The following is a 17130-nucleotide window of genomic DNA, read 5'->3' on the forward strand; positions in this document are numbered from 1 at the left end:
AAAAGCCGCAGGCGCTGACCGGTTCTGCACGTTTTTTGCTTTATCGTGCACCTGGACGATTACAAGGTGGTGCGGCATGGCAGCGGAATCCTCGCAGGAACTGGTAAAGGTAGTTGCCCTGCTGGGCGCTGCGGTGGTGGCCGTGCCCTTGTTCAGGCGGCTCGGTCTGGGCTCGGTGCTGGGCTATTTTGTCGCCGGCTTGGCGATCGGTCCGTTCGGCTTCGGTTGGTTCTCCGATCCGCAGGCGATCCTGCATGTCGCCGAGCTCGGCGTGGTGATGTTCCTGTTCGTGATCGGGCTGGAAATGCGGCCGTCGCACCTATGGAGCCTGCGCGGCGAAATCTTTGGCCTGGGCACGGCGCAGATTGTTACCTGTGCCGTGGTCCTTACCGGCGTCGCAATCCTGTTTGGCTACCGCCCGCAGATCGCCTTCATTGCCGCCGCTGGTTTCGTGCTGACTTCGACCGCAGTGGTGATGCAGCTGCTGGGTGAACGTGGCGACCTGACCTTGCCTTCCGGGCAGAAGATAGTTTCCATCCTGTTGTTTGAAGACCTGTTGATCGTGCCGTTGCTGGCGGTGGTGGCGTGGATGGCGCCGGCGCAGATTGGTGCGCACGAAGGCTCGCGCTGGACAAGCATCGCCATCGGTGCGGGCGCCATCGTTGGCCTGGTGCTGGTCGGGCGCTATCTGCTCAATCCTTTGTTCCGCATCCTCGCCGCCGCCAAGGCGCGCGAGGTGATGACCGCAGCTGCATTGCTGGTGGTGCTTGGCGCAGCGCTGCTGATGCAGCTGGGTGGCTTGTCGATGGCGATGGGCGCGTTCCTGGCTGGCGTGCTGCTGTCTGAATCCACCTTCCGCCATCAGATCGAAGCCGATATCGAGCCGTTCCGCGGCATCCTGCTTGGTTTGTTCTTCCTCAGTGTTGGCATGGCGCTGGATCTGTCGGTGGTCGCGGCCAACTGGAAAGTGATCGCGCTGCTGGTGCCGGCGATGATGCTGGCCAAGGCGGTCTGCATCTACGGCGTAGCGCGGGTGATGGGCAGTGATCATCGTCAGGCGCTAGATCGCGGTGTGCTGATGGCGCAGGGCGGCGAGTTCGCCTTCGTGCTGTTTGCCGCCGCTGCCACCACCGGCGTGATCGATGCCAAGGTCAACGCCAACCTCACCGCCGTTGTTGTGCTGTCGATGGCACTGACGCCGCTGTGCATGCTGGTTTACCGGCTGTTGGTGAAGGAGGGGCAGGTCTCCACCGATGGCGTGGATGCTGCCGATGGGCTCACCGGCAGTGTGTTGGTTATTGGTTTTGGTCGATTCGGGCAGGTGTCCAGTCAGTCGCTGCTGGCGCGCGATGTGGACGTGACCATCATCGACAACGACATCGACATGATCCGCAGTGCGGCCCGTTTCGGCTTCAAGATCTACTACGGCGACGGCACCCGGCTCGACGTGCTGCGTGCTTCCGGCGCCGAAACCGCGCGCGCCATTGCGGTCTGCGTGGATGACCGCGCTGCTGCCGATCGCATTGTCGAACTGGTGCGGCATGAGTTCCCGCTGGCCAAGCTGCTGGTGCGTTCGTTTGACCGCGAACATTCGCTGTCCTTGATACACGCAGGGGTGGATTTCCAGATCCGCGAGACCTTCGAGTCGGCGGTGGAATTCGGCCGCGCGGCACTGATGCAGCTGGGCGTGGATGAAGACGAGGCCGATGTGGTCGCGCGCGAAATCCGCCGTCGCGATGCTGAGCGCTTCGAGCTGGAAATGGCCGGTGGCGGGCTGCAGGCCGACACCGGCCTGATGTACCGCAATACGCCAGGAGCACCGACGCCGACACCGTTCACCACGCCGCGGCGTGAAGCGCGTCCGCTCAATCCTGATGCCATTGCCGGGGCAGGGGAGCCCGCCGCTGCCGATTCAGGCGGGGCGGCGGGGCCATGACAAGGTGTGGCGTTGGCCGGAATCAGGGACAATAGCCGCCCCCGTGTTCACCGCCATACCCCATGACTGTCCTCGCCGACGCCTCCACCCAGACCTCCCGCATCCTTGATGGCCGCCGCATCGCCGAGGAACTGCTCGACGATTTGAAGGTGCGCGTCGACGCCCGCCTGGCCGCTGGCGGTACCCGCCCTGGTCTGGCGGTGGTGCTGGTGGGCGGCGACCCGGCGTCTTCGGTGTACGTGCGCAACAAGCGCCGTGCTGCCGAAAAGGTCGGCATCGAGGCGTTTGACTACGACTTGCCGGAAGGCACCAGCGAGGCCCAGCTGCTGGAGCTGATCGACCAGCTCAATGCTGATCCGAAGATCCACGGCATCCTCATCCAGCTGCCGCTGCCGGGCATCCCTGATGCCAATCGGCTGATCCAGCGCATTGACCCGCGCAAGGACGTGGATGGCTTCCATCCGCAGAACGTTGGTCATCTGGTGCTGCGCGAGTTCGGCCTGCGCCCGTGCACGCCGCGCGGCATCACCACGCTGCTCGGCCACACCGACCAGCCGGTACGCGGCCGCAATGCCACCATCGTCGGCGTCAGTAATCATGTCGGCCGGCCGATGGGGCTGGAGCTGTTGATTGCCGGTTGCACGGTGACCAGCTGCCACAAGTTCACCCCCAAGGACGTGCTGGAACAGGCCGTGCGCAACGCCGACATCCTGGTCGTCGCGGTGGGCATTCCGCAGCTGATTCCGGGTGAATGGGTGAAGCCGGGCGCGGTGGTGATCGACGTCGGTATCAACCGTCTGGACGATGGTCGCCTGGTAGGCGATGTCGGCTTTGAAGCCGCAGCGCAGCGGGCCAGCTGGATCACCCCGGTGCCGGGCGGCGTTGGCCCGATGACCGTGGCCACGCTGATGCAGAACACGATCGAAGCGGCCGAGGCCAGCGCCGAAGGCTTGAAGTTCTAAGGCCCTGTAGTGCCGAGCCATGCTCGGCAGAGGCTTTCCCAGCACAGCATCAATGTAGTGCCGAGCCATGCTCGGCAGAAGCTTTCCCAGCACAGCATCAATGTAGTGGGGGGGGGGGGGGGGGGGGGGGGGGGGGGGGGGGGGGGGGGGGCGGGGGGGGGCGGGCGGGCCACGGCGGCGGGGGGGCGGGCGCCCCCCCCCACAACCCCCCCCACCCCATCTCAACCCCCGCCCCCCAGCGGGCGCGCCGCGGGGTCCCCCCGCTCCCCGCCCCCCCCCCCCCCCCCCCCCCCACTACAGGCCGTGGTCCCTGAACACCTCCCCGCCAGCGCGACACTGCGTCGCACTTGCCCCCTGACATCGGCGGGCAAATAAGGGTAAAATGTCGCGCTTCCCCACATCTACCGGGCACGCCGATGCTGCGCATCCAGGCTGAAGCACTAACGTACGATGACGTTTCTCTCGTCCCCGCTCACTCCATCGTTCTGCCTAAGGACGTTGACCTCGGCACGCGGCTGACGCGCGACCTGCGGTTGAAGTTGCCGATTGTCTCGGCCGCCATGGATACCGTCACTGAAGCTCGCCTGGCCATCGCCATGGCCCAGATCGGCGGCATTGGCATTCTGCACAAGAACCTGACCGTCGAGCAGCAAGCTGCCGAAGTTGCCAAGGTCAAGAAGTTCGAATCCGGCGTCATCCGCGACCCGATCACCGTTGGTCCGGAAACCACGATCCGTGATGTGTTGGCCCTGACCCAGGCGCACAACATCTCCGGCGTGCCGGTGGTGGGCAACGACGGCCAGCTGGCCGGCATCGTCACCCACCGTGACATGCGCTTTGAAACCGAGCTGGACGATCCGGTCCGCCACATCATGACCAAGAAGGATCGCCTGATCACGGTCAAGGAAGGCGCGGCCTCGGACGAAGTCCTGTCGCTGCTGCACAAGAACCGCATCGAAAAAGTGCTGGTGGTCAACGACGCGTTTGAACTGCGCGGCCTGATCACGGTCAAGGACATCCAGAAGAAGAGCGACAACCCCAACGCTGCCAAGGACGCTGCAACGCGTCTGCTGGTTGGCGCTGCGGTCGGCGTTGGTGGTGACACCGATCGCCGCGTCGAAGCACTGGTTGCTGCCGGCGTTGACGTGCTGGTGGTGGACACCGCGCACGGCCATTCGCAGGGCGTGCTGGACCGCGTGCGCTGGGTGAAGAAGAACTTCCCGAACGTACAGGTCATCGGCGGCAACATCTGCACCGGCGACGCCGCACTGGCATTGCTGGATTGCGGCGCCGATGCAGTCAAGGTTGGTATCGGCCCGGGCTCGATCTGCACCACGCGCGTTGTCGCTGGTGTCGGCGTGCCGCAGATCACCGCGATCGACCTGGTTGCCGAAGCGTTGCAGGATCGCATCCCGCTGATCGCCGATGGTGGCATCCGTTACTCCGGTGATATCGGTAAGGCGTTGGCCGCCGGTGCGTCGACGGTGATGATCGGCGGCCTGCTGGCCGGTACCGAGGAATCGCCGGGCGAAACCGAACTGTTCCAGGGCCGCTCCTACAAGAGCTACCGTGGCATGGGTTCGCTGGCTGCGATGGAAAAGGGTTCCAAGGACCGTTACTTCCAGGACGCCGCCACTGCCGACAAGCTGGTGCCGGAAGGCATCGAAGGCCGCGTGCCGTATCGTGGCCCGGTTGGCGGCATCATCCATCAGCTCATCGGTGGCCTGCGCGCGACCATGGGTTATGTGGGTTGCGCCACCATCGAAGAAATGCGTACCAAGCCGAACTTCGTCAAGATCAGCGGTGCCGGCCAGCGTGAGAGCCACGTCCACGACGTGCAGATCACCAAAGAGCCGCCGAACTACCGCGCTTGATGCGGTAAGCAGAAGAGGAACGTGGACCTGGTCCCGTTCCTCTTTCTCTATCCGCCATTCGTTTTGCATCGACTCCCGTTTTCATTGATCACTTGCCGGGCTTTATGACCAACATCCATAACGACAAGATCCTCATCCTCGATTTCGGCGCACAGTACACGCAGCTGATCGCGCGTCGCATCCGCGAGTTCGGTGTGTACTGCGAAGTCTGGGCCTGGGACCACGATCCGGCCGAGATCGCCAGCTTTGGTGCCAAGGGCATCATCCTGTCCGGCGGCCCGGAAACCACCACGCTGCCCGGCGCGCCGGCTGCTCCGCAGGAAGTGTTCGACAGCGGCCTGCCGCTGCTGGGCATCTGCTACGGCCTGCAGACCATGGCCAAGCAGTTGGGCGGTGGTACTGAAGCCGCTGACCAGCGCGAGTTCGGCCATGCCGAGGTCAAGCTGCTCGGCAACGACGCGCTGCTGGGCGGCCTGTCCGACCATAACGGCGAGCCGCGCCTGGATGTGTGGATGAGCCACGGTGACCACGTCACCCACGTGCCGCCGGGCTTTGCCATCACTGCCGTTACCGATCGCATTCCGGTGGCCGCGATGGCCAACGAAGACAAGCGCTGGTACGGCGTGCAGTTCCACCCGGAAGTGACCCACACCAAGCAGGGCTCTGCACTGCTGAAGCGTTTCGTCACCGACATCTGTGGTTGCGACACGCTGTGGACCGCAGCCAACATCATCGACGACCAGATCGCCCGCGTGCGCGAGCAGGTTGGCAGCGATGAAGTGATCCTCGGCCTGTCCGGCGGCGTTGATTCCTCGGTGGTTGCAGCACTGCTGCACAAGGCCATCGGCGAGCAGCTGACCTGCGTGTTCGTCGACACCGGCCTGCTGCGCTTCCAGGAAGGCGACCAGGTCATGAAGATGATGGCCGACAACATGGGCGTCAAGGTCGTGCGCGTGAATGCCGCTGACCGTTACTTCAAGGCACTGGAAGGCGTCAGCGATCCGGAAGCCAAGCGCAAGGTCATCGGCAACCTGTTCGTCGAGATCTTCGATGAAGAGTCCAACAAGCTGAGCAATGCCAAGTGGCTGGCGCAGGGCACGATCTATCCGGACGTGATCGAGTCGGCCGGCAGCAAGACCGGCAAGGCGCACGTCATCAAGAGCCACCACAACGTGGGCGGCCTGCCGGAAGACATGAAGCTCAAGCTGGTTGAGCCGCTGCGCGAACTGTTCAAGGACGAAGTGCGCCGCCTCGGCGTCGAACTCGGCCTGCCGCGTGCGATGGTTTACCGCCATCCGTTCCCGGGTCCGGGTCTGGGTGTGCGCATCCTCGGCGAGGTGAAGCGTGAGTACGCCGAACTGCTGGGCAAGGCCGATGCGATCTTCATCGAAGAACTGCGTGCTGCTGATCTGTACGACAAAACCAGCCAGGCCTTCGCCGTGTTCCTGCCGGTCAAGTCGGTGGGCGTGGTTGGCGATGCACGTGCGTATGAGTGGGTGATCGCACTGCGCGCAGTGGAGACCATCGACTTCATGACCGCGCATTGGGCGCACCTGCCGTACGACTTCCTCGGCCGCGTCTCCAACCGCATCATCAACGAACTGCGCGGCGTCTCGCGCGTGGTCTACGACATCTCCGGCAAGCCGCCGGCGACGATCGAGTGGGAGTGATCGGGCGTCTGGCAAGGCGCGGTAGCAACTGGCGGTAACAAGCCAAAAAGCTCGCTTAGCGCATGATGCTGTCCGGTTGATTGTTTGAGTTGCACAGAATCCGATGCCAGACCTCTGGCATCGGATTTTTGTTTTGTGGGAGCGGCGTCAGCCGCGAAGCGCGCATATCATCAGATGGCGGGGGGCTCGGGCAGGGATAGAGCAAGGTCAGCTTCGCGGCTTACGCCGCTCCCACATACAAGCGCCAAGCCTGCGCATCACCTGCTTCGCTGAAGTAAGCCGTATGACTCGCAATGAGGGAGTTTGCTTTACTCAGGGCGAGCCTGATTGGGCCTGCGACCCTTCACTGCATTGGCAAGCGCGCGACAGGTGATACGCCCATCAGCATCCACCGGCAGACGAGTGCTGACGCTAGCCTTGAGCAACGCACACTCCTCGGCTGCCATCGCGCCAAGCGTCGTTCCGACGCTTGGCGCGCCGAACGCGGTGGACCAGAAATCTTCGAAATCGACAAAGGTACGGGATACCTCGATTTCGCGCGTTTCAATCGCCTCCAAACCAGCGTCGCTCCACAACTCCTGCAACACCTCGATTCGTGAGGCTTCAGGACTGGGCGGTGACGGAACTGCATGGCCAAGCCTACGCATCTCGGCCAGCAGGATCTCATAGGGAAATCCGCCACCCAGCATGTCCCAGGCGTATGCGGCGACGATGCCGCCTGGGCGAACCACGCGCGCCATTTCTGCCACGCCGCGGACGGGCTCGGGGACAAAGAAAATCACCAGCGGCATCACCGCGACATCGAAGGCAGCATCGGGGTAGGGCAGAGCCATCGCATCACCTTGCTCAAACACTGCCGCCTGCAGCGCTGGCTGCGCGTGTGCATAGGCGAGCTGTTCGCGGGATGGGTCCACACCATGCATTGAGCTCGGCGCGCAGCGGCCGATCACCATCCCGGTAAAGGCACCGTTGCCGCAGCCGACGTCCAGCCATTGCTGACGCGGTGCTGGAGCTAGCCAATCGAGGAACTCATCGCCAACAAGCTGGCTCCACACGCCCATGTAGCGCTCATAGGCAGCGCCGTCGCGAAAGCGGATTTCATTGGTCGTCATATCAAGCCTCACAGAACACGATCAGCGTAGCCGAAAGATAGAGCCCCAACCCGAACACCGTATGCGTAGCCAAGCTACGCAGGCAGTTCTTCAACGGCGTTGGCGTCTTTGATGCCATGGACCCAGCGCCCATTGCCGGTTGCATGACGAACAGCGGTGCGACGACGGTTGCCGCGCCCACGACCAAGGCCGGCAGCAGGGAGGGATGGTGCAACCAGGACCAGCCTGCAACTGACACCAACAGCGCCGCGAAAGCGATGCCGATGGCGTAGTGGATGACCCAGCCAAGCAGCCTCTCGCGTGGTATTGCTGCAGCCTGCCTGATGCTGGCGTGTGCGAACGTGCCACGGCCCAGGTGCCCTGCCCAGCGCCCGACCAGTGCGTAGTCGAGCGTGGCGGCGCCCAGCCGCTTGAGGGTCTGTGTCCAGACATCCATCACCGCTGTCGCCCCGATTCCAACCAGTACCAGCCGCAACACTTCCATCCACGTCATGTCGGTTCCTTTGCAATCGATTCATCTGCTGACATCGGCATGGTAAAAGTTGAAGTCAACTTCAAGTCAAGGGGCTGCGATGGACATTGCCGAAGTCGCCAAGCGCACGGGGTTGGCGTCCTCCACGCTGCGCTATTACGAAAACAAGGGCCTGATCGTGGCGAGCCGCGCCGCTGGTGGTCGTCGGCACTTTGCCGCTGACGTGCTCGACCAGTTGGACTTGATCGCCTTGGGCCAGGCCGGCGGGCTGTCGCTGGACGAGATCCAGGCCATGCTCTCGCCGCAGGGGGCTCCGCGCGTGGATCGGGCGCTGCTGCTGGCCAAGGCCGATGAGATCGACGCGACCGTGAAGCGCTTGCGAGCCATGAGTGAGGGCCTGCGCCATGCCGCCGCATGCCCTGCTGAAAATCACGTGGAATGCCCGACCTTCCAGCGCCTGCTCAAGGCCGCGGGCGCTGGCCGGTTGAAGCAGGACGTAGCCAAATTGAAAGCGGTGAGGCGCAGTACCAGGGCTGGCGGCTGAGTCGGCGCTTATCGAACTTATGCATACATCTGCAGGGCGCTTTCACTCATGGCGCCAGCCCTTCCAGTTCGCGGTAGATCTGCTCCAGTGCCTTCAGCTCGCCCGCGTAGTCGAAGTTTGCATCCTCGCGTTCCTTCACAAGTTCCAGCACGTCGAAGTCGAGCCCGTCTGCGCCGCTGCGGTTCCACTCAGCTTGCAGCACGCGGTCGGCGTACTTGCCCATGCCCAGCTCGAAGCGCGCACGATTCAGCGCCGCGGGCACATTGCGGCTTGCGCCGAGCACGCGATAGCCGCTGGATCGGTCGCGGATGGTGTAGATGCCCATCGGCGGGAAGGCGTCACGTGCCTGTCGTGCGAGCATCCGTCGTGCTTGACGCGAGGTGTGGCTGAGGGGCGCATCCATCTTTCTTCTCCTTGTGGCGGTAGTAGAGGCTGTGCAGTACGAGCATGGTCAGGAATGCGACAGGGCAGGCCCAGAACACGCCGGGCAGGCCGAAGTGCGCTTCCAGCACCACGGCAACCGGCCATTCGACGCCACCGATTGCAAGCATGCTCAGCAGTGCCGGCAGCAACGCCGCACCACTCGCACGCATCGAGCCCACCAGGACGTTGCTCCATCCGAGCAACAGCACACTCCAGGCGACGGTGCGCACGATGCTGACTGACAGATCAAGTACGGGCCCGGGCTCCAGGAATACACGCAGGGCGAGGGGTGCCAGCAGATGTGCAGCCAACACGAACAATGCGGTGACCACGGCGTTCAAGCGCAGTCCCATAGCCACGATCGCTGATAGCCTTTCGCGTCGTCCCGCGCCAACTGCGTGCGCGCTGAAGATCGTTGCGGCAATGCCCAGGCCCATCGCCGGGAACTGCACCCAGCTCAGAACCTGCGTAGCCGCTCCATAGGCTGCGGTTGCGGTCGAGCCGTGACGGTTTACCAGACCGAGCAACACGATCTCAGCAAGCGCCAGTGCCAGCATCTGCAATGCAGCCGGCAGGCCGATGCGCAGTATGCGTTTGGCGATGGCTGCACTTGGTTTGCAGTCCTGCCACCCCGAGCCGGGGGCCAGCGGATGGCCGTGCTGACGCCAGCGCCGGATCAAGACGGTGAGTGCCGTCAGCTGCGCGAAAAGCGTTGAGACCGCCACGCCAGCCGCTCCCAATGGCGTACCAGCGACGAACAGTGGCATGCACACCGCGCCCATCAGTGTCGCGGCCAGCAATGCCCACATCGGCGAAAGCGCGTCGCCGGTGCCGCGGCTCAGGGACAGTCCCGTCCACGTGACAAACACGAAAGGCATCACCAGCAACATGGCGCGTGCATACAGGACTGCTGCCGGCAGAATGTCTTGCGGTGTGCCCAGTGCTTGCATCAACCACGGTGCAGACCACGCCCCGGCCACCGCGACTGCAAGTCCGACGCCAAGCGCGGCGACGAAGGCTGTCGCAGCCACACGCCGCAGCTGTGCCGGATCACCGGCGCCGCATGCCTGTCCCGCAAGGATGGTCGCACCTGCGCCCAGACCGATGATCAGCGAAAGCAGCAGGAAGAACACGGGAAAGAACGATGCGGCCGTTGCTATGCCGCGCATGCCCAGCAGGCTTCCCAGCCAGAAGCCATCGAGCAGTCCTCCCGCGCTTTGCAGTGCGTGGGTCAGTAACAAGGGTGTCAGCAGTGCCAGGTAATGCATGCGCAGCGTTGGCGCCGGCTTTGCGATAGAGGGGGTTTCTGGCGTGCTCATGTGGGCTCTCATGGATCGCGGGCGTGCGTGTGCCCGCAGCGCTGCGGGCCAAAGCCGCGCACTGGTTACAAGAACAACAGGAAGAGGTCGGACTTAGCCGGGGGATGGTTCGGCGAGCTGCAGTACGTAGGCCCGCACGTCTTCCGGCCATGCAGTCATCTGCGCCACCAGTCGCTCGTGGTCACCGGCAAACAGCGCACGCGCTGCTTCCTCGAAACCGGCCAGATCGCCGGCCAGCGTGGACATGGCGTGATACGCGCGGTCGCGCGCTTCGCGCATCTGGTCCAAACCGCCGCCTTTGCGTCGTGCTTCGTGCACAAGCTTGCGCAAGGCCACGGAGGCGCCGCCGGGCTGCGCTGCGAGCCAGTCCCAGTGTTCCGGCAGCAGGGTCACTTCGCGTGCGACCACGCCGAGTTTGGGGCGACCACGGCCTTTGGGCGGGTGGACCGGAGCAGGCACGGTGTAGCGTGCAGCGATGGCGTCCTCGCCGCCGCGCAGGTCGAGGTCAGCACACTGGCCGGTAGCATTGCTGAACACCAATGGGTGCGCGTCGGGCTGCTTCTGCTGCGCCCGCAGTGCAGCCACGGCAACCTCGTGCAATGGGCCTGCACTGAGGCGTCGCCCGTTCAGGAAAGCGGTGTAGGTGATTGGCGGGTTCTGGTCCATGCGCTGAATATTACCCGGGTTAAATATTCTCATCAATAAAATCCGGGTAAAAATATAGATGGCCGGCGGAGGGGCAGTAGACAAGCACCTGGCGGTTGCTGTTCGCGATAGATTGGCCCGATGTTCAAGTACGACCTGTTGGAACTGTCTTGAGTGGAGCCATGAATTCAACCCGCTTCTGGCGCGACCCGGCAATGCCCTACGTAGAGAGTCGGCTGGGCTGCGACTCGCGCGCCTGCTATCGGCCGCATAGCCATCCGACGTTTTCGATTGGCGCGGTCGACAAGGGCAGCAGTGTGTTCACCGGTGCTGCTGATGGACCGGTAGCGCTGCATCCTGGATCGTTGGTGTTTGTGCCGCCGATGCGTGTGCACGCGTGCAATCCGCAGGCCGGGCGCGCCTGGAGTTACCAGATGCTGCATCTGGATGCGCGTTGGTTGGATGTCGTGCGGCAGGAAGGCGGCAGCCAGCAGGATGATGTGGCAATGGCTGTTGTTCGGATCAGCTCAAGACCGTCCCTCTATGCGCGGTTCTGCCAACTCAATGCGTTGTTGTTCTCCAGCGCTGGGACGGAGGAGAAGGAAACCGCGCTGATCGAGTTTGTCGGCGATTGGGATGATGCGGACGCGCAGCAGATATCAGCCGCGCCTGAAGCGGCGGAGTACTGTCGGCAACTGCGGCCGGTGCTGGACAGGTTGCTTCAGCAAAGCGGCGATCTGCAGTCGCTCACCGAACTGGCGCAGATGGCGGGCATGAGCCGTTATCACCTGATCCGGGCATTTCGCGCAGCAACAGGGCTTACCCCGCACGCCTGGCAGTTGAACCAGCGTGTAAATCAGGCACGCGGGCAGCTGCAGGCCGGGGCCGACCTGGCTGACATCGCGTATCGCTTGGGTTTTGCCGATCAGAGCCATTTCCAGCGCGCATTCAAGGCGCATGCTGGGGTGACTCCGGGCCGCTATCGGGCCTAGCCAACAGCAATTTCGTTCAATACACGGGACGGAAGGCAACACCACACTTGCGGGACTGACTTTCCGCGAAGTGCGCCCCGTATGCAGCAGTTTTTGCTGATTGCCGCAGCCCATTTTCTGGCGCTGCTATCCCCCGGCCCTGATTTCTTTCTTATTGCCCGCAGCTCCGCTGCGTCGGGCTGGCGTGTCGCGAGCGGGGCATGCCTGGGCATCGCGTTGGCGAATGCGGTCTTCATTGTTGCTGCGTTTGCCGGCTTCTCAGCGTTGCGCCCGGGAAGCGTGCTTTTCATAAGCCTGCAGCTTGCCGGCTGCCTGTATCTGCTCTATCTGGGCGGGTTGTTCCTCCGCCATGCGGGCGCGAACTCCTTGCAAGTCATTCCGAACGGATCTACGCAGCGCTCTGCAAGTGCTGCCGCGTCGTCGTGGTTGCGCGCTGCCGGAATGGGCTTTGTTTCCGGCGTTCTCAATCCGAAGAATGCCCTGTTCTACGCCAGTCTGGCGGCCATGCTGACCGGCACGCATGCCAATACGGGATGGAAGATCATCTATGGCGCATGGATGTTCAGTGTGGTGCTGCTGTGGGATTTGCTGGTGGCGGTGCTGATCGGCAACCACGCGGTACTGCGTCGCTTTTCCAAGGTGCTGCCATGGCTGGAGAGAATCTCTGGCGTGGTACTGATCCTGTTGGCACTCGGCGTCATCGTGGCGCTGGCGTTGGGATGATGTGTTTGCGGCGCGACGATGGAGCAAGAGCGTCGAAGTCTATCGACGCCCTTGTTGCTGCTACCGCGACATCAACGGAATGTCACGTTGACGGTCGCGGTTGCCGAGAACGGGCCAAGCTTGGCGGTGTCTTCGGTCCAGATCAGCGAGGCGAGGAAGTCATAGTTCATCAGCGCGTTGTTGACCGGGCCCAGTGGGATGGATTTTTTGAGCTGGATGAAGTGCGCCGGTGTATCCGCCGCGGATATCGCAATGCCGTAGCCACCGTTGATCTTGGGAATGATGATGCTGCCATCCTTGACCACGTTCAGTGTACTGATCGAGGCGACCAGCATTCGGTTGCTGCATTCATTGCCCGCGCCTGGGTGGGTCATGTCGACCTGGATCTGGAAGGGTACCTGCGACTGGATCGCTCCCTTGTTGATGTCGGCAATCGGGATGCGGCCGAAGTTCACCGTGCTTCCAGAGTTTCCAATAACCGATATGTTCGGGCTGCAGGCGATGAAGTGGATCTGCCCGAGGCCTGATACGCCTGCGCGGAAGTTTGAATTTGGCGCGGTATTCAAGCCGCCTTCTCCATCTACCTGGAACAGGTCGTAGACACCGTAGTTGTTGATATGCCCGTTCTGCGGTGGTGGGCTGCCAGTTGCCTTGATGTAGATGGAGAAGGTGACGTTCAACGCCATCGAGGTGGCGCACTTTTTTGCCTTGGAGTTGTTCCAGTACATCTTGCAGTTCTGGCGGTTTGCCGGTGGCGCAGTTCCCCGGCCAGCGAGTATTCGTGGGTTTCCACCGTTGATCTTGTAGTCAATATGTTTCATGGTCACGCCAATCTCAATGGATGGATGAATCTGCGCGACGGTTCGATCCGGATCCCAGTAGAAGTACGCGTCTTCGCCCTGCGGTGCACCCTGAGCGTCCACGCAGCGGAAGCTAACCGTGTAGTCGTCTGAGCGCCACAGCAACCTGCCGCGGACCGCATCACCTTTTGAAATGATGATCTCATCCAGCAGCGGAATCACCTGGTTGACAGATTCGGTCATGGCGTCCTTGCAGGACAGTGCCCAAGCGGCGTTCGGCAAGGCCAGTAGAAATAGCAGTGCCGCAAGTACCTGGATAAATGGTTTCTTCATCTTCAAATTTTTTGTGATTGGCCTGGTGGAGTGCAGTGCAGTTCAACGCGACGGTAGCCGGGCAGGGTTCGGTTGGACGTAGCTGGCAACGATTGGTTGAGTTGCATTTCGCAGCGCTGATCCGGCTTGCTGCCCCAGCGGACCGAGAGGCGTTCACCCAGGTGCACGCCACTGACGAATATTTCGCCGTTCGGGCCAGCAATGCCTCGACTCAGTCCATCGTCGCCGAACACTGTCGCTCCCAGCGGTACTCGAATGTCTTCGACCAGAATCGGCTGGATCATCACGCTGATGCCGCGGCGGGTTTCGAAGTCAATACGCGCCAACGCACCACGTGTGGGGACAACGTTCCTGGAAACCTTGCTGGCGTCGATGTCAGCGCCCAGATCGTCGGTGCGCAGCGCAACGCGGTTGCTGCGATAGGCGCTGATCCCGCTGAGCAATCCGTAGCCACGTCGGTCCAGACGGACCCCAGGCTGGTTCTCCAGGCCAAGACCTGCACCGTCCTGTGCATGCACCAGCACATTGGTCCTGTGCAGTGATTGCGCGAATGTCAGGCCGTTGCGGTGCAGTACCCAGCCGCCGCGTATTCCCCAACTGATCTGCGAGTAAGCATCTGCATGCGTAGCGCCGATGGTCGCCACACCTTTGCTGCCCATGTAACGCAGGTTTGCCGAGCCGGTATTGCCGCTGTCGGTTTTGCCGATATTGAGGCCATAGCTGAGCCGGTCGCGGTCGAGCAGTGAGCCATTGATACCGGTTTGGTAGCTGGCGCCGCTTTGCCGGGAGTGGCTGTAGGATGCGGAGCCGCTGCCGTGGCGCAGGCCCAAGCGATCCAGGGGGAGCGACAAGGTCAGGCCGAACGAGCGGTCCGCGTCGCGATAACGGCCTTGGCTATGGCGAAGGAAAACACCGTAGTTGACGGCTCCAATATGGCCATTCAAGCCCAGCTGCAACTCGCGTTCGCGCTCACCGGCACCCCAGTAGTTCTGGTTGTTGTAACTGGCGTTGAGCGAATAGCCGTCCGAGATGCGTTGGTTCAACGCGATTTCCAAGCGGTTGCGTTTGTTGTGGTAACGCTGGCTGCGGATTAGTTGTTGCTGCGGCTGCGCCCACGGTGTGGCGTGGTCGTTAGGTTCGAATTGGTCGTCGTAGCGGGTCTCGTAGTAGCCGTGACGCCACTGTGCGCGTTCCGCGGACGCGTCGTTGAAATCGTAGTAGCCGGAGGTGGAGTAGCGATGGCCGACCAGGCGGAACTCAGTGCCATGTGCATTCAGAGATTTTGAGTACAGGAATCGATAGCTCTGGCCGTTGCTGACTCTGCCTTGGGCAAGTCGGGTGCGGGCGTGGACTATATCGATGGAGGCCGAGCCAAGCTGGCCGAGGCTTTGTGCCGCGCCAACCGCTATTGCGCTGTAGTTCTCGGACAAAAGAAGGCCCGCATAAGGCGTGGTGTCCGATGCCAGGCCTCGCGCTGCTGTGGCCTGTACAAAGCGCGGCTGGTAGCGGTCGTAGCCGGCGCGCAGTTCGCCAGCGCTGAGCTCATAGTGCAATAGGCCGGGGCGTAGCATTGTTTCGACTGCGGAAAAGGACTGTTTGTAACGTTGCAACGAGCCATCCGCTTCGACGATGGAAACCTCCAGCTCGCCGCTCAACCGGTTGGGGACGATGTCGTCGATCTGAAATGCGCCCGGGGCAACGTTCAATGCATAAATCAGGCTTCCGTCCTGACGGATCTCAATGCGTGCATTGCTGGTGGCGATACCGCGTACAACCGGCGCGTAGCTACGCTGGCTGTAAGGCAGCATTTCATCATCGTTGGATATCTGCACGCCGCGGAAGCGAACGCTGTCAAAGACACCGTACGCGGTGTATGTATCGCCAAGTGTCAATCTGCTGTGCGACGAGCCCAGATCGGTTTCTGCACGAAAGCCCTGCGTGCTCCAATGCGTTCCCCGGTCACTGTTTGATCGGCTGCCACTGGCGGTATGCCGGAAGCGCCACATGCCCGCATTGAGCGTGCTGTTGATGGACGCAAAAAAATAGTCATCGCGGCGTTGTCTTGCGTGGTCGTTGTGTGCGCCATTGAATGCATAGTCGACCAATAACGCATTGATACCCTGGTCACGCAGCGCCTGCGGAATATGGCCGCGTGGCAGGTTGAGGAGATGCACCTGCGGAATACGCAGATCCAGCCGCTGTTGGTTGCCGTTGTAGCTTACTCCCGCTTCGGGGATAGTAGTGACAAGTGCGACACAGTCAGATACGTCGGCTGCTCCGTTATTCAGGCTCTCCAGGCGGATGCCCCAATGCTCGAGGCGGGTGCGCCGTAGGCAGGGCTCGGTCTGACCGATCCGGGATACCGCAAATGCGATATCTTCGCGGGCTACCTCATTGCCATTGAGATAGATGGCGAAGGGATAGGTGCCTGGGAGGATGGCACCGGGGCTGGATAGGGCAGCGACATCGCTGTGGCTGGCATCGCTGCGCAGGAAGTCCAGATTGAAGTTTGATGCGGCAACCGCGGTGCCGACGCACATTGCGTTGAGGGCGACTGCGAGCGGTGCCAAGCGAGGGGCAGCACTGCCCCTCCGCAGCTTTACACGGATTCTGCGAAGCATGATGGAAATCGCGAAGTGGATCGGGGATTTACTTAAGATCGCAGTGACACGTCGTTGACATCGCTGATGCCGCCGTAGTCGTTGATGTAGCCAAAGCTCAATGAGTTGGTGCTGTTGAGCTTGAGCTTGGACAGCGGGACCGAGAGCGTCTGGCCCGGTGCAATCATGTCCAGGTCGATTTCGTTTCCGATACCGGCGGTTGCCACTCCTTGCAGGTGCGAGAAGGTGATATGCAACGGGCTGCTGTTGTGAACCTCCAGCCTCTGGCCGTCTATACGCCACTGCAAGCTGCGTGCGGCTTCATCCAGGGTCTTGTGGAGGTCAAGCGGGCGGTAGAACAGCTTGATGCGGGTACGGATGGCTACCTGCAGGACGTTGTCGGTTTCTGCGCTGGGCGGGATCTCCTGCACGTTGATCCACAGCAGCGATTCCTTGTCGTCTGGAAGTCCGCTGCCAGCGTAGATCGTTCGAACAACGGCCTGTTCGCCTGGTGCCAGCTGCATCAGCGGTGGAGTGATCACCATTGGCAGCTCGTGTTGAACAACTGAATCGTTGCCAGTGTCCAGCCAGGTCTGAACCATGTAAGGAAGGGTGCTTTTGTTGGAGAGCGTCACCGCAGCGGACGCGGACCTGGCGTCATAGATCACGCGTGTGGCCTGCACCTGCACTGCCGCATGCGCAGCATCAGACAATGACAAGGAGAG

15 protein-coding genes are annotated in these 17130 nt (G+C 62.2%); 7 read left to right on the forward strand and 8 right to left on the reverse strand.

Features of this window, described 5'->3' with window-relative positions; translation table 11 throughout:
- The first annotated feature begins 76 nt into the window (after positions 1-76).
- The 4 genes from ACVOMB_RS00460 (at position 77) to guaA (ending at position 6442) form a co-directional block, all read left to right on the forward strand.
- Positions 77-1936 (forward strand): monovalent cation:proton antiporter-2 (CPA2) family protein, encoded by a 1860-nt coding sequence (locus ACVOMB_RS00460; RefSeq protein ID WP_481529426.1) that lies wholly within the window; start codon positions 77-79, stop codon positions 1934-1936.
- Positions 1937-1998: 62 nt separating this feature from the next.
- The gene (gene folD, locus ACVOMB_RS00465; RefSeq protein ID WP_481529427.1) at positions 1999-2898 is read left to right on the forward strand and encodes a bifunctional methylenetetrahydrofolate dehydrogenase/methenyltetrahydrofolate cyclohydrolase FolD; all 900 of its coding nucleotides are present in this window, start codon (positions 1999-2001) and stop codon (positions 2896-2898) included.
- 416 nt (positions 2899-3314) lie between these two features.
- The gene (gene guaB / locus ACVOMB_RS00470; protein ID WP_481513301.1) at positions 3315-4772 is read left to right on the forward strand and encodes an IMP dehydrogenase; all 1458 of its coding nucleotides are present in this window, start codon (positions 3315-3317) and stop codon (positions 4770-4772) included.
- A gap of 104 nt (positions 4773-4876) precedes the next feature.
- A complete protein-coding gene (gene guaA / locus ACVOMB_RS00475) occupies positions 4877-6442 on the forward strand; it encodes a glutamine-hydrolyzing GMP synthase (protein ID WP_481529428.1) in 1566 nt (521 codons plus the stop codon).
- Positions 6443-6750: 308 nt separating this feature from the next.
- On the opposite strand, the gene ACVOMB_RS00480 is transcribed toward guaA, so the two are convergent.
- Together ACVOMB_RS00480 and ACVOMB_RS00485 are read right to left on the reverse strand one after the other, a co-directional pair.
- Complete coding sequence (locus ACVOMB_RS00480) at positions 6751-7554, reverse strand: class I SAM-dependent methyltransferase (RefSeq protein WP_481529429.1); 804 nt, start codon at positions 7552-7554, stop codon at positions 6751-6753.
- Between the two features lies 1 nt (position 7555).
- Positions 7556-8047: a DUF2938 domain-containing protein gene (locus ACVOMB_RS00485; protein ID WP_481529430.1), complete on the reverse strand. Its 492-nt coding sequence runs from the start codon at positions 8045-8047 to the stop codon at positions 7556-7558.
- A 79-nt stretch (positions 8048-8126) separates the two neighbouring features.
- Between ACVOMB_RS00485 and ACVOMB_RS00490 the strand changes: the two genes are divergently transcribed.
- Positions 8127-8570, forward strand: coding sequence for a helix-turn-helix domain-containing protein (locus ACVOMB_RS00490; protein WP_481529431.1), 444 nt, complete (start codon positions 8127-8129; stop codon positions 8568-8570).
- A 46-nt stretch (positions 8571-8616) separates the two neighbouring features.
- Here the strand turns inward: ACVOMB_RS00490 and ACVOMB_RS00495 are convergent, their stop codons facing one another.
- From ACVOMB_RS00495 to ACVOMB_RS00505, 3 genes are all read right to left on the reverse strand, one after another.
- On the reverse strand, positions 8617-8973 hold the full coding sequence (locus ACVOMB_RS00495) for a GIY-YIG nuclease family protein (RefSeq protein WP_481529432.1): 357 nt from the start codon (positions 8971-8973) through the stop codon (positions 8617-8619).
- Positions 8909-10312, reverse strand: coding sequence for an MATE family efflux transporter (locus tag ACVOMB_RS00500; protein WP_481529433.1), 1404 nt, complete (start codon positions 10310-10312; stop codon positions 8909-8911). Before ACVOMB_RS00500 ends, ACVOMB_RS00495 begins: the two co-directional genes overlap by 65 nt.
- Before the next feature lie 93 nt (positions 10313-10405).
- Positions 10406-11011 carry a DUF2239 family protein gene (locus ACVOMB_RS00505; protein ID WP_481529434.1) on the reverse strand — a complete coding sequence of 202 codons (606 nt, stop codon included), beginning with the start codon at positions 11009-11011 and terminating at the stop codon, positions 10406-10408.
- Between the two features lie 128 nt (positions 11012-11139).
- On the opposite strand from ACVOMB_RS00505, the gene ACVOMB_RS00510 reads away from it, so the two are divergent.
- On the forward strand, positions 11140-11949 hold the full coding sequence (locus tag ACVOMB_RS00510) for an AraC family transcriptional regulator (RefSeq protein ID WP_481529435.1): 810 nt from the start codon (positions 11140-11142) through the stop codon (positions 11947-11949).
- Between the two features lie 81 nt (positions 11950-12030).
- Complete coding sequence (locus ACVOMB_RS00515) at positions 12031-12672, forward strand: LysE family translocator (RefSeq protein ID WP_481529436.1); 642 nt, start codon at positions 12031-12033, stop codon at positions 12670-12672.
- A gap of 71 nt (positions 12673-12743) precedes the next feature.
- On the opposite strand, the gene ACVOMB_RS00520 is transcribed toward ACVOMB_RS00515, so the two are convergent.
- The 3 genes from ACVOMB_RS00520 to ACVOMB_RS00530 all read right to left on the reverse strand — a co-directional run bounded on the left by ACVOMB_RS00520 (position 12744) and on the right by ACVOMB_RS00530 (position 17124).
- A complete protein-coding gene (locus ACVOMB_RS00520; protein WP_481529437.1) occupies positions 12744-13805 on the reverse strand; it encodes a fimbrial protein in 1062 nt (353 codons plus the stop codon).
- A 2-nt stretch (positions 13806-13807) separates the two neighbouring features.
- Positions 13808-16375, reverse strand: a complete 2568-nt coding sequence (locus ACVOMB_RS00525; RefSeq protein WP_481529438.1) for a fimbria/pilus outer membrane usher protein — start codon at positions 16373-16375, stop codon at positions 13808-13810.
- Positions 16376-16458: 83 nt separating this feature from the next.
- The gene (locus ACVOMB_RS00530) at positions 16459-17124 is read right to left on the reverse strand and encodes a fimbrial biogenesis chaperone (protein WP_481529439.1); all 666 of its coding nucleotides are present in this window, start codon (positions 17122-17124) and stop codon (positions 16459-16461) included.
- Between the last annotated feature and the right edge of the window lie 6 nt (positions 17125-17130).

Source organism: Stenotrophomonas sp. STEN018 (assembly GCF_056760235.1).